General features: G+C 71.0%; 13 protein-coding genes. 3 read left to right on the plus strand and 10 right to left on the minus strand.

Annotated elements, in window-relative coordinates; genetic code table 11:
* Positions 1–158: 158 nt before the first annotated feature.
* Genes ACIGXX_RS41760 through ACIGXX_RS41770 form a run of 3 tightly spaced genes read right to left on the minus strand, consistent with a single transcriptional unit; the run spans position 159 to position 3,084 of the window.
* Positions 159–1,349 carry a dipeptidase gene (locus ACIGXX_RS41760; protein ID WP_351163150.1) on the minus strand — a complete coding sequence of 397 codons (1,191 nt, stop codon included), beginning with the start codon at positions 1,347–1,349 and terminating at the stop codon, positions 159–161.
* A gap of 5 nt (positions 1,350–1,354) precedes the next feature.
* Positions 1,355–1,888 (minus strand): 5-(carboxyamino)imidazole ribonucleotide mutase, encoded by a 534-nt coding sequence (purE, locus tag ACIGXX_RS41765; RefSeq protein ID WP_351163147.1) that lies wholly within the window; start codon positions 1,886–1,888, stop codon positions 1,355–1,357.
* The gene (locus tag ACIGXX_RS41770) at positions 1,885–3,084 is read right to left on the minus strand and encodes a 5-(carboxyamino)imidazole ribonucleotide synthase (protein WP_351163285.1); all 1,200 of its coding nucleotides are present in this window, start codon (positions 3,082–3,084) and stop codon (positions 1,885–1,887) included. The genes purE and ACIGXX_RS41770 overlap by 4 nt, the downstream gene beginning before the upstream one ends.
* A gap of 158 nt (positions 3,085–3,242) precedes the next feature.
* On the opposite strand from ACIGXX_RS41770, the gene ACIGXX_RS41775 reads away from it, so the two are divergent.
* Positions 3,243–3,791 (plus strand): GtrA family protein, encoded by a 549-nt coding sequence (locus ACIGXX_RS41775; protein ID WP_351163143.1) that lies wholly within the window; start codon positions 3,243–3,245, stop codon positions 3,789–3,791.
* Here the strand turns inward: ACIGXX_RS41775 and ACIGXX_RS41780 are convergent.
* Both ACIGXX_RS41780 and ACIGXX_RS41785 read right to left on the minus strand, forming a co-directional pair.
* A complete protein-coding gene (locus tag ACIGXX_RS41780; RefSeq protein WP_351163141.1) occupies positions 3,788–5,065 on the minus strand; it encodes an ATP-binding protein in 1,278 nt (425 codons plus the stop codon). The two genes, ACIGXX_RS41775 and ACIGXX_RS41780, sit on opposite strands and share 4 nt — an antisense overlap.
* Before the next feature lie 172 nt (positions 5,066–5,237).
* A complete protein-coding gene (locus ACIGXX_RS41785; RefSeq protein WP_351163139.1) occupies positions 5,238–5,915 on the minus strand; it encodes a response regulator transcription factor in 678 nt (225 codons plus the stop codon).
* Between the two features lie 472 nt (positions 5,916–6,387).
* On the opposite strand from ACIGXX_RS41785, the gene ACIGXX_RS41790 reads away from it, so the two are divergent.
* Together ACIGXX_RS41790 and ACIGXX_RS41795 are read left to right on the plus strand one after the other, a co-directional pair.
* Complete coding sequence (locus ACIGXX_RS41790; RefSeq protein ID WP_351163137.1) at positions 6,388–7,884, plus strand: oligopeptide:H+ symporter; 1,497 nt, start codon at positions 6,388–6,390, stop codon at positions 7,882–7,884.
* A gap of 178 nt (positions 7,885–8,062) precedes the next feature.
* Complete coding sequence (locus ACIGXX_RS41795) at positions 8,063–8,893, plus strand: alpha/beta hydrolase (RefSeq protein ID WP_361471429.1); 831 nt, start codon at positions 8,063–8,065, stop codon at positions 8,891–8,893.
* A gap of 163 nt (positions 8,894–9,056) precedes the next feature.
* On the opposite strand, the gene ACIGXX_RS41800 is transcribed toward ACIGXX_RS41795, so the two are convergent.
* The 5 genes from ACIGXX_RS41800 to ACIGXX_RS41820 form a co-directional block, all read right to left on the minus strand.
* Positions 9,057–10,391: a hypothetical protein gene (locus ACIGXX_RS41800; RefSeq protein ID WP_399984284.1), complete on the minus strand. Its 1,335-nt coding sequence runs from the start codon at positions 10,389–10,391 to the stop codon at positions 9,057–9,059.
* A complete protein-coding gene (locus tag ACIGXX_RS41805) occupies positions 10,391–11,560 on the minus strand; it encodes a hypothetical protein (protein ID WP_399984287.1) in 1,170 nt (389 codons plus the stop codon). The genes ACIGXX_RS41800 and ACIGXX_RS41805 overlap by 1 nt, the downstream gene beginning before the upstream one ends.
* 29 nt (positions 11,561–11,589) lie before the next feature.
* Positions 11,590–12,564, minus strand: coding sequence for a WxL protein peptidoglycan domain-containing protein (locus ACIGXX_RS41810; protein ID WP_399984159.1), 975 nt, complete (start codon positions 12,562–12,564; stop codon positions 11,590–11,592).
* A gap of 128 nt (positions 12,565–12,692) precedes the next feature.
* Entirely contained in the window at positions 12,693–13,424 is a 732-nt protein-coding gene (locus tag ACIGXX_RS41815) for an LPXTG cell wall anchor domain-containing protein (RefSeq protein ID WP_351163126.1), read from the minus strand.
* Between the two features lie 178 nt (positions 13,425–13,602).
* Positions 13,603–14,121, minus strand: a complete 519-nt coding sequence (locus ACIGXX_RS41820; RefSeq protein WP_351163124.1) for an ATP-binding protein — start codon at positions 14,119–14,121, stop codon at positions 13,603–13,605.
* Between the last annotated feature and the right edge of the window lie 179 nt (positions 14,122–14,300).

Below are 14,300 nucleotides of genomic sequence, written 5' to 3' on the forward strand. Positions count from 1 at the left end.
GGTCGGGCGCGTCCGACGAGGGGGTGTAGTTGGTCTTCGCGGGCTCGCTGCGTTGCGCGCGCTGGTGCGTGGCCTTGTGCGTATGGGGGTGGCCTGTAACGGGGTGGGGGGGCGCGCCCCCCCGGCCGCGCCCCCGCTCTCTTGACCGTCTGCGGCCCTCAGCAGTCCAGCTGCTGAAGCGTCGCGTTCGACGGACCGCGACGGGACCGCACGTCGCGTGCCACGTCCTCCGCGGCGCCCAGGACGCGCACGGCGTTCCGCCACGTCAGCTTGGCCAGGTCGTCCTTCGACCAGCCGCGGGTCAGGAGCTCCGCGATCAGGTTCGGGTATCCCGCGACGTCGTCCAGGCCGTCCGGCGTGAACGCCGTGCCGTCGTAGTCGCCGCCGATGCCGATGTGGTCGATGCCGGCGACCTCGCGCATGTGGTCGAGGTGGTCGGCGACCGTCGCCGCCGTGGCCACCGGGCGCGGGGTCGACTCCTCGAAGGCCGCGTGGACCTTCATCGCCTCCGGCGTCGTCTCCAGGTGGTGGAAGCCGTGCGCCCGCATGTTCTCGTCGGCCGCCGCCGTCCAGTCGACCGCCGCCTGCAGCACGAACTTCGGCACGAAGGTGGCCATCGCGACGCCGCCGTTGGCGGGCAGGCGCTCCAGGACGTCGTCCGGGATGTTGCGCGGGTGGTCGCACACCGCGCGCGCCGAGGAGTGCGAGAAGATCACCGGCGCCACGGAGGTGTCCAGGGCCGCCCGCATCGTCGTCGCCGCCACGTGGGAGAGGTCCACGAGCATGCCGCTGCGGTTCATCTCGCGTACGACCTCGTGGCCGAACGGGGAGAGCCCGCCGACCCCCGGCTCGTCCGTCGCCGAGTCCGCCCACGCGATGTTGTCGTTGTGCGTCAGCGTCATGTAGCGGACGCCGAGCGCGTGCAACGCCCGCAGTGTCGCCAGGGAGTTGTTGATGGAGTGGCCGCCCTCGGCGCCCATCAGGGACGCGATGCGACCCTCCGCCCGCGCCTCCTCCATGTCCGCCGCCGTCAGCGCGCGCCGCAGGTCCGCCGGGTAGCGCGTGATCAACTGGTCGACGCAGTCGATCTGTTCGAGCGTCGCGCTCACCGCGGCGTCGCCCGTCAGGTCCGTGCGGACGTACACCGACCAGAACTGCGCACCGACCCCGCCCGCCCGCAGGCGCGCGATGTCCGTGTGGAGCCTGCCGGTCTGGTCGGCCGCGATGTCGAGGCGGTCGATGTCGTAACCGGCCTTCTCGCGCAGGGCCCAGGGCAGGTCGTTGTGGCCGTCGACCACCGGGAATTCGGCGAGCAGGGCGCGGGCGTCGGGAAGAGCGGGAGACGTCATGCCGCTCACTTTCCCGAGCCGAAGCCGAAGCCGGAACCCATGCTTTCGACCTTGGCGCGAAGTCGCTTGCCCTTCTCCGTGGCCTGTTCGTTCAGCTCCTGCTGGAACTCCCGCATCCGGGCCAGGAGTTCGGGGTCGTGCGTGGCAAGGATGCGCGCCGCGAGGAGGCCCGCGTTGCGCGCGCCGCCCACCGAGACCGTCGCCACCGGCACACCCGCGGGCATCTGCACGATGGACAGGAGCGAGTCCATGCCGTCCAGGTACTTGAGCGGTACGGGCACGCCGATCACCGGCAGCGGGGTGACCGACGCCAGCATGCCCGGCAGGTGCGCGGCGCCGCCGGCCCCGGCGATGATCGCCTTGAGGCCCCGGTCCGCCGCCTCCTCGCCGTACGCGACCATCTCGCGCGGCATGCGGTGCGCCGAGACGACGTCCACCTCGTACGGGATCTCGAACTCGTCCAGGGCCTTGGCCGCGGCCTCCATGACCGGCCAGTCCGAGTCCGAGCCCATGACAATGCCAACTACAGGTGCGGTCATTCGGTGATCGTTCCTCTGAGATAGCCGGCCGCGTGACGCGCGCGCTCGAGCACGTCGTCCAGGTCATCGCCGTAGGTGTTGACGTGGCCGATCTTGCGTCCCGGCTTCACGTCCTTGCCATACATGTGGATCTTCAGCTGCGGGTCGCGCGCCATGCAGTGCAGGTACGCCTGGTACATGTCCGGGTAGTCGCCGCCCAGGACATTGGCCATGACCGTCCACTTCGACCGAGGGCGCGGGTCGCCCAGGGGCAGGTCGAGGACCGCGCGCACGTGGTTCGCGAACTGGGACGTGATCGCCCCGTCCTGCGTCCAGTGGCCCGAGTTGTGCGGGCGCATCGCCAGTTCGTTCACCAGGATGCGGCCGTCGCGCGTCTCGAAGAGCTCGACCGCGAGGTGGCCGACCACGCCGAGCTCCTTGGCGACCCTGAGCGCCAGCTCCTGCGCCTGGCCCGCGAGCTCCTCCGAGAGGCCGGGCGCGGGTGCGATCACCGTGTCGCAGACGCCGTCGACCTGCTGCGACTCGACGACGGGGTAGGCCACGGCCTGGCCGTGCGGCGAGCGCACGACGTTCGCCGCGAGCTCCCGTACGAAGTCGACCTTCTCCTCGGCCAGGACGGGGACACCGGCCCGGAAGGGGTCTTCGGCGTCCTCGACGGAACGGACGAACCACACCCCCTTCCCGTCATAGCCGCCACGCACCGTCTTGAGGATCACGGGGAAGCCGTCGCCTTCGGCCGCGAAGGCCGCCGCGTCGGCCGGATCGCGCACGATCCGGTGGCGTGGACACGGCACGCCGATCTCCGTGAGCTTCTCGCGCATCACGCCCTTGTCCTGGGCGTGCACCAGCGCGTCGGGCCCCGGGCGCACGGGGATGCCGTCCGCCTCCAGGGCCCGTAGATGCTCGGTGGGTACGTGTTCGTGATCAAAAGTGATCACGTCGCAGCCCCTCGCGAACGCACGCAGCGTGTCGAGGTCGCGATAGTCGCCGATGACGACGTCGCTGACGACCTGCGCCGCGGAATCCTGAGGGGTGTCACTGAGGAGCTTGAATCTGATGCCTAGCGGGATGCCCGACTCGTGTGTCATACGAGCGAGCTGACCGCCGCCGACCATGCCGACTACCGGGAACGTCACACCCCCAGGGTATCGGCCTGTATCAGCCACGCGGGAACGGCCGGTTTCCGTGCACCGCACGGGCTCCGTCGTCACGGAGCCGCCACAGTGTGGAGAAGTCCGCGCGCGACCGGTGGGGGTCGCTGGTTAGCATGGCTGGGTTGACGCGACCGAATCACCACATACGTCGACGAGGACCGGACCGGAACGAATCGACGACGGGGGTTGGGGCGACCACCATGACGGAACGTGGCGCACTACGGGTGCGACTGGAGCAGCTCGCGCGCGAAGTGGCCAAGTTCGGCGCCGTGGGGGCGCTGGGCACGCTGGTGAATTTCGGCGTCTCCAACCTGCTGTGGCACACGACGGATCTCCAGGCCGTGCGCGCGAACGTGATCGCCACGGTCGTGGCCATCGCCTTCAATTACGTCGGTTTCCGTTACTTCACGTACAGGGACCGCGACAAGAGCTCCCGCACCAAGGAGCTCACGCTGTTCCTGATGTTCAGCGCGGTCGGCCTGGTGATCGAGAACGGCGTCCTGTACGCGGCGATCTACGGCTTCGACTGGGACAGCCCGCTGCAGCGCAACATCTTCAAGTTCGTCGGCATCGGCATCGCCACCTGCTTCCGCTTCTGGTCCTACCGCACCTGGGTCTTCAAGACGCTGCCCGCGCGGGAGGCCGTCGCCCGTGCGGAATCGTTCCTGGAGGACGGGACCGCGGCCCCGGCGGCTCCGGCGGCTCCGGCGGGCGAAGAGAAGCGGCCCGTCGTGCGGGGCACGCGCTAGCGCACCGTCTCCTCGTGCTCACGGTCGCGCTTGTGCGGCGGCGTGCGCGACAGGAACAGGCCGAACACCGGTGGCTTGGTCTGGAGCATCTCCAGGCGGCCGCCGTCGGCCTCGGCCAGGTCCCGGGCGACCGCCAGGCCGATCCCCGTCGAGTTGCGGCCACTGATGGTCCGCTCGAAGATCCGCGCGCCGAGATCGGCGGGGACGCCGGGACCGTCGTCCGTGACCTCCACGACCGTCTGGGTTCCCGTCACGCGGGTCCGCAGGGCCACGGTGCCGCCGCCGTGCATGAGCGAGTTCTCGATGAGCGCCGCGAGGACCTGTGCGACCGCCCCCGGCGTGCCCACGGCCCGCAGGTGCTGCTTGCCCGAGCTGACGATGGCGCGGCCCGCGCTGCGGTAGGCCGGGCGCCACTCCTCCAGCTGCTGCTTGATGACCTCGTCCAGGTCGAAGGAGACCGCGGAGCCGGTGCGCGGGTCGCGTGAGTTCGTGAGCAGCCGCTGCACGACGTCGGTGAGGCGCTCGACCTGCGCGAGCGCGATCGTGGCCTCCTCCTTCACCGTGTCCAGGTCCTCGGTGACGGTGATCTCCTCCAGGCGCATGGAGAGGGCCGTCAGCGGCGTACGCAGCTGGTGCGAGGCATCGGCGGCGAGCCTGCGCTCGGCGGTCAGCATCCGGGCGATCCGCTCGGCGCTGCCGTCCAGGACGTCCGCGACGCGGTCGAGCTCCGGCACCCCGTACCGCTTGTGGCGGGGCCTGGGATCGCCCGAGCCGAGGCGCTCCGCGGTCTCCGCGAGGTCGGTGAGCGGCGAGGCCAGGCGGTTGGCCTGCCGGACGGCGAGGAGCACGGCGGCGACGATCGCGAGCAGGGCCACCGCGGCGATGATCAGCAGGGTGCGGCCGACCTCCTGGGTGACCGCGGTGCGCGGCTCCTCGACGGTGACCTTCTCGCCCTCCTCGCCCCTGGCCGTGTCGTGGATGACGTCACCGGTGGGGCGGCTGCCGATCTCGATGGGGCGGCGGCCGGGGATCTCGATGAGGGCATAGCGGTCGGTGTCGACCGCGGCCACGTCCCGCAGGATCTCGGCGCTGATCCGCTCGTCGCTGATGAGACGGCTGTCGACGATGCTGGCCAGGCGGAGCGCCTCGGATGTGACCCGCTCCTGGGCGCTGCTGCTGATGGTCCTCGTCTCCACGATGACGAGGCTCACCCCGAAGACCGCGATGACGACGAGGACCACGGCGAGCGTGGAGTTGATGAGACGACGGCGCATGCCCCCAGTGTCCCGGATCACGAACCGGCAGGGGCCCCGTCAGGGGCGCGGGGAACTGCGCGGCCGGCCACGACGGGCCCGCGGACGCGTTTGCCCACGGCGGTCTTACGGCGAGTGCGGGTCTTCTTGAGTTGCTCGCGCAGTTCCCCGCGCCCCTGACGGGGCGCAGCCCCTAACTTTTCTCGAAGCGGAAGCCGACGCCCCGCACGGTGGCGATGTACCGGGGGTTGGCCGCATCGTCGCCCAGCTTCTTGCGCAGCCAGGAGATGTGCATGTCCAGGGTCTTCGTGGACGACCACCACGTCGTGTCCCAGACCTCCCGCATCAGCTGGTCCCGCGTCACCACCCGGCCCGCGTCCCGGACCAGGACCCGCAGCAGGTCGAACTCCTTGGCCGTGAGCTGGAGCTCCTCCTCGCCCATCCAGGCGCGGTGCGACTCGACGTCGATGCGCACGCCGTGCGTGGCCGGCGGCTGCTGCGGTTCGGCCGCGCCGCGCCGGAGCAGGGCCCGGACCCGGGCGAGCAGTTCGGCGAGGCGGAAGGGCTTGGTCACGTAGTCGTCGGCGCCCGCGTCCAGGCCGACGACGGTGTCCACCTCGTCGGCGCGGGCGGTCAGGATGAGGATCGGCGCCGTGTGCCCCTCCGCACGGAGGCGGCGGGCCACCTCGAGGCCGTCCATGCCGGGCAGCCCCAGGTCGAGTACGACGAGGTCGACGCTGCCCTGCAGCCCGGCGTCGAGGGCGGTCGGGCCGTCCTCACGCACTTCGACCTCGTACCCCTCCCTGCGCAGGGCACGGGCCAGCGGCTCCGAGATGGACGCGTCGTCCTCGGCGAGCAGTACACGGGTCATGGGGTGATGGTAGTCCGCGCCGGACGACCGTCGTGGGGTGATCGCCCGCTGATCGTCGACGCCTGCGGCTATGGGGTGCGATCCTGAGGATCACCTTCAAATGTGGGCCGTTGGTTCCATCACAACCTGTGATCCATCTCTCAAGTCCTTCCATATGCCGCACTGTCGTGGCGTATGGTGACCCAACGCCTGATGCACTATGCAAGGACCTTTGGCCCACTGTGCGGCCTTAGGTCTCTTTTATGTGCGGGCCGGCTTCTGCCAGCCTTGAAAGGAATGACCTGTGGTCGGGCCCTGAGCGTGATGACGCGCCAGGGCGTGGATCTCGGAGTCCCCGTACCAGCGCCTTCCCCCTACGGAGCGCGAACTCCCCCCGGGCGTGGGGGTGTGGACGGCAGGACCCCGGTGCCGACCGCCCCCCACCGGGCGCGCACACGCTCTTGCCGCGCGTCCCGAACACGAGGATCGACCCATGGCGTCCAGCCTGACGAAGGACTCCGCCGGTACCCCCGGCTCTGAGAAGACCTTCTTCGGCCACCCCCGCGGACTGGCCACACTGTTCATGACCGAGATGTGGGAGCGCTACAGCTTCTACGGCATGAAAGCTCTGCTCCCGCTGTACTTGATCGCTCCCGGCGGCATGAACATGTCGGCCACGACGGCGACGGCGATCTACTCCGTCTACATGTCGATGGTCTACCTGCTCGCCATGCCCGGCGGCTGGATGGCGGACCGCTTCTGGGGGCCGCGCAAGACGGTCGCCATCGGCGCCATCGTCGTCATCCTCGGCCACATCACGCTCGCCCTGCCCAGCTCGGCGACGTTCTTCGCGGGTCTCGGTCTCGTCGCCCTCGGCTCCGGCCTGCTGAAGGCGAACATCTCCGCGATGGTCGGCCACCTCTACGACGGTCCGGAGGACCCGCGCCGTGACGGCGGCTTCACGCTGTTCTACATCGGCATCAACGTGGGCGCCTTCCTCGCCCCGCTGACCATCGGCACCGTGGGCGAGAACGTCAACTGGCACTTCGGCTTCGCGCTCGCCGCGATCGGCATGGCGCTCGGCCTCGGCCAGTTCATGCTCGGCTCGCGCCACCTCAGCGCGGAGAGCAGCGTCGTCTCGCAGCCCGCGACGCCGCAGCAGCGCGCGTCCGCCCTGCGCAACGGCCTGATCTGGCTGATCGTCGCGGTCGCCCTCTACTCGTTCCTGGGTGTGACCGGCAACTTCGCCGACTGGGCCCTGATGCCCCTCACCATCGCCGGTCTGGTCATCCCGGTCACCGTCCTGGTCCGCATGAAGCGCGACAAGGAACTGACGGACCTGGAGCAGTCCAAGCTGTCGGGCTACGTCTGGTTCTTCATCGTCGCCGCCGTCTTCTGGATGATCTACGACCAGAACGGCTCGACGCTGTCGATCTTCGGCGAGCACTCGACGACGAACAACCTGCTCGGGTTCGACTTCCCGACCTCCTGGTACCAGTCGCTGAACCCGATCTTCATCATGGCGCTCGCCCCCGTGGTCGCCTCGGCGTGGCTCTGGCTGAACAAGCGGGGCAAGGAGCCGAGCACGGCGGTCAAGTTCGCCTCCAGCCTCACGCTGATCGGCATCTCCTTCCTCGTCTTCCTCATCCCGCTGATCGACACCGCCAACAACGGCGGCAAGGTCAGCCCGATGTGGCTGGTGGCGATCTACTTCATCCAGACCGTCGGCGAGCTCTGCCTCTCCCCGGTCGGCCTCTCCGTCACCACGAAGATGGCCCCGGCGAAGTACACCGCCCAGATGATGGGTGTCTGGTTCCTCGCGGTCACCGCGGGCGACTCCGTCACCGGTCTGCTGACATCGCCGCAGCTCGGCATCGACCTGAACAACTCGGGTGCGGTCGCCGTCGAGGCGGCCATCGCCGTCATCGCGGGCTTCGGCATCTGGATGAACCGCAAGAAGGTCAAGGAACTCATGGGTTCCGTCAACTGACGTCCGCCGCGCCCTCAGCGGGCCGGTGGACGAAGGGAAGGGCCGCCGCACCTGTGAAGGGTGCGGCGGCCCTTTTCGTACGTCCACTCGCGCGAACAGGGGATCGTTCGCTAACCCGTGGCGGTGACGCGGAACGTTTCTGTGCCGGTGGCGGGGCCGCGCGGTGGAGCATCTGGCCATGCGCCGTACATTGCCGGTCCTCGCCCTCTGTGTGGCGTTGCTGTCGTCCAGTGCCGCCGTCCAGGCGGCTCCCGAGCCGTCGCCGGGCCGGACCTTCTCGTACGGGGGGCACGCGCGGCAGAAGATCACCGTGTACGGCGACCGTTCCGGGCGCCCGGCCCTGCTGATCCTGCACGGCGGCTCCTGGGTGCGGGACACCGACTGGAGCGGGTGGGCGCGGTGGTTCGCGGCCCGCGGGTTCACCGTGTACGACACCGACTACCGGCTCGCCACGGACGCCGCCTGGCCCGCGCAGCGCGACGACGTGCTCGCGGCCCTGCGGTGGGTGAAGCGGCGCGGCGGCGGCGCTCCCGTGGTGCTCGGATCGTCCGCCGGCGGGCACCTCGCCGTCAGCGCCGGGGCCTACGGCGCGGGGCGGGGGCGGGTGCGCGGCGTGGTGGCCCTCTCCCCCGTGGCCTCGCCCTACCGCGCCTGGCTCGACGGCGGGACGCCCGGCGCCTCGCCGGCCCACCGCAAGCTGCGGCGCTCGGCGGAGCGGCTCGCGGGGTGCTCGCCGGACCGGGGCGAGCGGCGGTGCCTGCGGAAGTGGGACGACCTCGCCGCCATGTCGCACGCGTCGGGCACGGACGACCCGCCGATGTTCCTCACGCACTCGGCGGGCGACTTCGTGCCGACCGCGCACTCCAACGACCTCGCGGGCGCGGAGCGGCGGGCGGGCCTGCGCGACGTCACCGTGCGTGTCGAGCCGGGTACGGCTCATGGGGGCGAGCTCCTGAAGCGCCCCGGTCTCGCCCAGGCGGTCCTCCGCTGGCTGCGGCAGCACGCCTGAGGGCCCCTTGAGGGGCGCGGGGAGCTGCGCGAGCAACGCAAGGCGACCCGCACCCGCCGGTCGGACCGCCGCGGGCACACGCGTCTGCGGGGTACGCACCATCGGCCGGTGCGGGTCATCTCTGGTTGCTCGCGCAGTTCCCCGCGCCCCCTTACGGGGGGCCTCAGCGCACGCCACTCCTTCGCCTCGGGAGGAACGTGAAGACCGCGCCGCCCAGCAGGATCACCGTGCCCGCGACGAGGCCGAGCGCCCGCAAGGCCCCGTTGTCGTCGGCGCCGGTCTCGGCGAGGTCGCCGCCACCGCCCGCGGCGGAGCCACCGCCGGTTGCGGATCCGCCCGCAGAACCGTCGCCGGAACCACCGGCGGCGCCACCAGGCTGTGCCGCCGTGTCGATCTCCAGGGACACATCGGCCTTGGTCGGGGTGCAGGTCGTCGTCGTACCCAGCGCCTTGACCGTGAGGACGCCCGGCGAGAGCGTCGACTTGCCGTCGGCGCCCGGCTTGTACGTGCCCGTCAGGTCAGGGATGGTCATCGGGTCGCCGGACTTGATGGGCTCCTTGTTGGTGGGGCCCTCGACGTGCACCGTGCCCTTGTCCGCGCCGCCCAGCTTGACCTCCATCGACGGCTTCACCGAGTCCGCGGGGATGTCGGCGGGGCTGTCCATGACGGACTTCTTGAACTCGACGGTGAGGCCGTAGTCGCCGCCGTCCTTCTTGGCGTTGATCTGGACGGGGGAGGTGGCGTCCTTGTCGCCGATGGGCGTCTTGCACTTGTAGGGGGTCTGGACTTCCTTGCCGGGGAAGTCGGTCTCGCCGCCGCCACCGCCGGTGGAACCGCCCCCGGTGTCACCGCCGTTGGAGCCGCCGGAGGTGCTGCCTCCGGACGTGGTGCCTCCGGACGTGCTGCCGCCCGAGGTGCTGCCACCCGACGTACCGCCGCCCGAACCGCCGCCGCCCTCCGTCACCTTGATGGTCGCGCCCGCCTTGACCTCTTCCTTCGGCGTGCACTTGGTGTCGGTCGACATCGGCTTGCTGACGTTGATGTTGTACGCGCCCGGGGTGAGCGTGATGTCGCCCGCCTTGGTCAGCTTCAGCTTGCCCTTCATGTCGGACAGGATCATCGGGCTGTTCTTCTTGATCGGCGGATTGACCCGCTCGCCCGCCACCGCCAGGTCACCGCTCTGGCCGCCGCCCAGCTTGATGGTGCCGGTCGGCTTCACCGTGTCCTTGTCCAGGTCGAGGATGTCCGGGTTCTTGGACGCGGCCTGAGTGGTCTTCCACACGACCTCGACCTCGTCGCCCACCTTCGCGGTGGCGGGCGCGGTGATCTCCACCTTCGTGGTGCCCTGCACGGGCGGAAGGCCCGAGATCGACGGCGGTATGCACTCCGTCTTGTACGCCACCTCGGCCGCCTGCGCGGGGCTCGCGCCCAGCAGGATGCCCGCCCCGCCCAGCAGGAGCGAGACCGAGGCCGCGCCCGCTCTCCGTCGTGTGCTGATCACGTGTTTCCCTTCGTCGTCGGGCTGTTCTCTGACGGTGCGGAGAGCTTTCCGGCGGGTGGGGTCCCTGCGCCGGGGTCTGTGTCAGGGGTGAACCACGGGAGGGTGCCCGTGGTCGTGGCCCCGTCGTTGGCGGACTTGCCGGACCTGCCGGACCTGCCGGAATCGCGGGGCGGCTGCGTACGTGGCGTACGGGCCGTCTCGTCCGCCGCGACCGCACCCTGGGGCAGTCGCAATTTCGGCAGCCGGTCGGTGAGTTCGGCGATCCTGCCGGTGCGGTGGCGCCCCGCCGGGCGGGAGCCCCGGCCTCCTCGGCGGCGGTTGGGGCGGAGCTTGTCCACCACCGCCATGCCGATGCGGAAGACGGCGGCCGGCACGACGACGCAGAGCAGGATCCAGAAGACGGTGACGCCCCAGGGGCGGCCGACGCCCCAGGGCTGCTCGGCGAGCACCTTGCCGCCGAACTTCAGGGAGACGAGGTAGTCGCCGTGCGCTCCGGCCGAGAGCTCGACCGGCAGCTTGATCTGGGCCTTCTTGCCGGGGGCGATGGTGCCGCGCCACTGCTGCTCCTCCCACTGCGGGGCGAACACGCCGTGCGAGGTGCCCACTTGGAAGACGGGGTCCTTGACGGGAGCCGAGCCGACGTTGCCCACGGTGAAGACGAACGTGCGGGACGGCGGGGCGCCGAACCAGGTCAGTACGCCGCTGGAGCCTTCGAGCCGGGTGTCGGTGAGGACGGAGAGCCTGCCGCCGCCCTGCTGCTCGGGCAGGGGTTCCACGGGGTGGCCCGCGACCTTGAAGGCGGCGTCCGCCTGGGCCTTCTCCCCGGTCACCGTCGCCACGTGGACCACGCAGGGGCAGGCCTTGGGCGGCTCGGCCACGGGGAGCTTCTTGCTGAAGGTGCCCTTGCCGTCCGTGGTGACGGCGCGGCCGGTGTCGTTGGCGCAGGAGTTCGTGCCGCCGGGTACGCCCCTGGCCGGGGTGGCCTGACCGCAGACGAGCATCATGAGCAGGGCGCCGGGCCGCCATCCCTCGCCCTTGACGGTGATGTCGCCCCCTTTGCCGGCCTCGGCCTTGGAGAGGGTGACCTCCGGCTTGTCCGCGGCGGCGGCCTGCCCCGCAGGGAGCAGGAGCGCCACGAGTGCCGCAAGCACGGCGGCCGCGGCCATGGATGCCCTGCCGCCTCGTCGGTAGCCGTTCACAGTTGCTCGCCCCTTCCCGTGCCCGCTCCCGCCAACTCCAGCTCCGTACCGCCCTGTTCGGGTTCGTCCCGCGGTGGGTCCCCGGAGGCTCTGCGTCTGCGCACGGCCCACACCCCCGCCGCCACGAGCCCGAGCACCCCGGCGCCCGCCCCCGCCACCGCGCCCCACGGCACGAAGCGGGCCGACGCCTTCGCCTTGTCGTGGGCTCCGCCCGACGCCGTCACCGTGAGCGTGACCTGGACGGAGTCCAGCGCGGGTGCGTCGGACCACGGTTCCGTCAGGGAGACCCTGCGGCCGGGCAGGAGCTCCACCGGGAGCGGGCGCGGGCCCCGGTCGAGCAGCGGGCCGAAGAGGCCCTCCGCGTGGACCGTCAGCCTGGGGGTCAGGACCGTGTTGCCGCGGTTGACGACGTCGTACGAGATGCGCCCGCCCTCGGCCTTCACGCGCTCCACCGTCAGCGCCGAGAGCGTCGGACCGCTCACCCGCAGATGCACGCGGACCCCGGCGTCACGGCCGCCCTCCCGCGCGACGATCGCCCCGGGGTGGTCGCCCGGTACCGCGCCCTCGGGCACGCTCACGCTGAACGGCACCTCGGCGCGGGTGCGCGGCGGCACCTTGACCTTGCGCTCGGCGAACGTGATCCAGGAGCCGGTGTCCTTCGGCTTTCCCCGCTCCAGGGAGAACGCGCCACCCTTGGTGTTGTCCGCGTCCGCGCCGCTCAGCTCCACCGTGCGCGGCTTCGCCCCCGGATTGGTGACCGTCACCGTGTCCTCCAGGACGGAGCCCGGCGTGCCCTCCACGTAGAAGTAGGGCCGCCCGTCCTTCGCGGGCCGCGTCCCTCCTCCCGCGGAGGGCGCGAGCGACCACGCTTCGGCGTCGTCGGCGAACGCCTCAGGCGCCGGTGCCACGCCCGTCACCAGTAGGGCCACGGCCACGGTGAGAGCACGGGCAACGGACAGCAGCGACGGCATCGGCGGCTCCTGGATCTTCGTACGCGATGTGCGCGATGTGCGCGTCGTACACGGCGTACGCGTCGTACACGGTGGTCGGGGCAGGGGCGCGCGCGGTCACCGCGTCCCTGCGACGCCGCGCACCGCGCCTAGCGCGACCGGGCCGCCTGGTTCCTGCGGGTCAGCCAGAGCGCGCCGGCCGCGCCCGCGAGCAGCACCGTGCCGCCGAGGGTGCCGAGCGCGATCGCGGAGTCCGCGGGTCCGGTCTGCGGGAGCTCGTCGCCGCCGGAGGGGGCGCTCGCCGAGCCGCCGGAGCCGCCGTCGTCACTGGAGCCGCCGGAGCCGCCGCCCGTGGTGCCACCGCCGCCCGATCCCTTCACGTCGAGGGAGAGCGAGGGCTTGGGGCTGTTGGACGGCGTGCACGTCGTCGTCGTACCGAGCGCCTTGATCGTCAGGACACCCGCGGTGAAGGTGACCTTGCCGCTCTTCTTCGGCGTGTACGTCCCCGACAGGTCGCTGATCTTGATGGGGGTGTTGGCGGGGATCGCCTTGTCGTTGGGCGCCCCGGAGACCGGCACGGTGCCGCTCTCCGCGCCGCCGAGTTTGATGAGCGCGCTCGGCTTCATCGCACCCTTGCCCAGCTCCACGGGGCTGGAGGAGACGCCCTTCTGGAAGGACATGGTGAGTTTGTAGCCGCTGCCGCTCTTGACGCTCTTGATGTCGATCGGCGATACGGCGCCTTTGTTGCCGATGGGCGTCTTGCACTGGTAGTTGACGTCCTGGACCTCGGCCTGCGCGGCGGGGGCGGCCATCAGCACCGCCGAGCCGCCGGCCAGGACCGTGGCGAGCGCGAGTGCGGCGCTTCGTTTCTGGTGAGACACCTCAGGTTCCCCTCATGCCGGTCGTGGCGTGCCGCGGTGCGGATTTACTGACGGCACATCAGATTGGGCGCTCAAGGTACGCCCGGGGCCTTGTCGAGGGAAGACAAAGAACGCGCCGGATCTCAGTGATCCGGCGCGTGTACTAACCGTGGGTAACCCAAGGGGGGACTGAGCGGCCCTACACCGGCGCGCTCAGTTCCGCCCACACCGTCTTGCCCGAGACCCCCGGGGTGCGGACGACCCCCCAGTCCAGGCAGAGCCGCTGGACTATGAACATCCCGTGCCCGCCGGGCCGGCCGGCGCGGTGCGGTGTACGGGGCGCGGGCTGACCGGCGCCGCGGTCGGAGACCTCTATCCGCAGCACCTTGCTGTCGGAGGAGATCCAGAGCTCGTCCGGGCCCTCGGCGTGCAGGCACGCGTTGGTCACCAGCTCGGACACGACGAGGAGGACGTCCTCCGCGGCCGCCCGCTGATCCGCGCCCGCCGCGGGCAGCCAGCCCCACGCCTGAAGCGCCTGGCGCGCGAAGTCCCGGGCGAGCGGCACGATGCCGCTCGCGCCGCTCAGGCTCAGCCTGCGGACCTGGCGCCCCTGACGACCCGCGGCCGCCGGAGCGGCCTGGTCCGCGGGAGCGTCCGCGACGGCGGTCTCGTACTCCGGACCGCGGTCGCCCGGCGAGCAAGGCCGGGTGGTGCTCATCAGCGCTTCACCTCACCGACAAGGAGGACTCTGGACAAGGAACTGGACAAGTAGCGGGACTCCAAGAGGGATCATCGGCTGCTCGGCCGTTCCTGCTGTTGTTTTGGCAACGATTGATTTCGCGGACCGCTGTCGACGGATCCAGAGTGTCTCCTGCCCGGCCGAACCGTGAGAACACC

This window comes from Streptomyces sp. NPDC055243 (assembly GCF_044544025.1).
Classification (GTDB): Bacteria; Actinomycetota; Actinomycetes; order Streptomycetales; family Streptomycetaceae; genus Streptomyces.

What these genes read in the sequence shown, in the direction of transcription:
- ACIGXX_RS41760 (WP_351163150.1), bottom strand. Translation starts at nt 1,349, where the DNA reads ATGACGTCTCCCGCTCTTCCCGACGCCCGCGCCCTGCTCGCCGAATTC.
- ACIGXX_RS41785 (WP_351163139.1), bottom strand. Translation starts at nt 5,915, where the DNA reads ATGACCCGTGTACTGCTCGCCGAGGACGACGCGTCCATCTCGGAGCCG.
- ACIGXX_RS41795 (WP_361471429.1), top strand. Translation starts at nt 8,063, where the DNA reads ATGCGCCGTACATTGCCGGTCCTCGCCCTCTGTGTGGCGTTGCTGTCG.
- ACIGXX_RS41805 (WP_399984287.1), bottom strand. Translation starts at nt 11,560, where the DNA reads ATGGCCGCGGCCGCCGTGCTTGCGGCACTCGTGGCGCTCCTGCTCCCT.
- ACIGXX_RS41790 (WP_351163137.1), top strand. Translation starts at nt 6,388, where the DNA reads ATGGCGTCCAGCCTGACGAAGGACTCCGCCGGTACCCCCGGCTCTGAG.
- ACIGXX_RS41810 (WP_399984159.1), bottom strand. Translation starts at nt 12,564, where the DNA reads ATGCCGTCGCTGCTGTCCGTTGCCCGTGCTCTCACCGTGGCCGTGGCC.
- ACIGXX_RS41820 (WP_351163124.1), bottom strand. Translation starts at nt 14,121, where the DNA reads ATGAGCACCACCCGGCCTTGCTCGCCGGGCGACCGCGGTCCGGAGTAC.
- ACIGXX_RS41780 (WP_351163141.1), bottom strand. Translation starts at nt 5,065, where the DNA reads ATGCGCCGTCGTCTCATCAACTCCACGCTCGCCGTGGTCCTCGTCGTC.
- ACIGXX_RS41775 (WP_351163143.1), top strand. Translation starts at nt 3,243, where the DNA reads ATGACGGAACGTGGCGCACTACGGGTGCGACTGGAGCAGCTCGCGCGC.
- purE (WP_351163147.1), bottom strand. Translation starts at nt 1,888, where the DNA reads ATGACCGCACCTGTAGTTGGCATTGTCATGGGCTCGGACTCGGACTGG.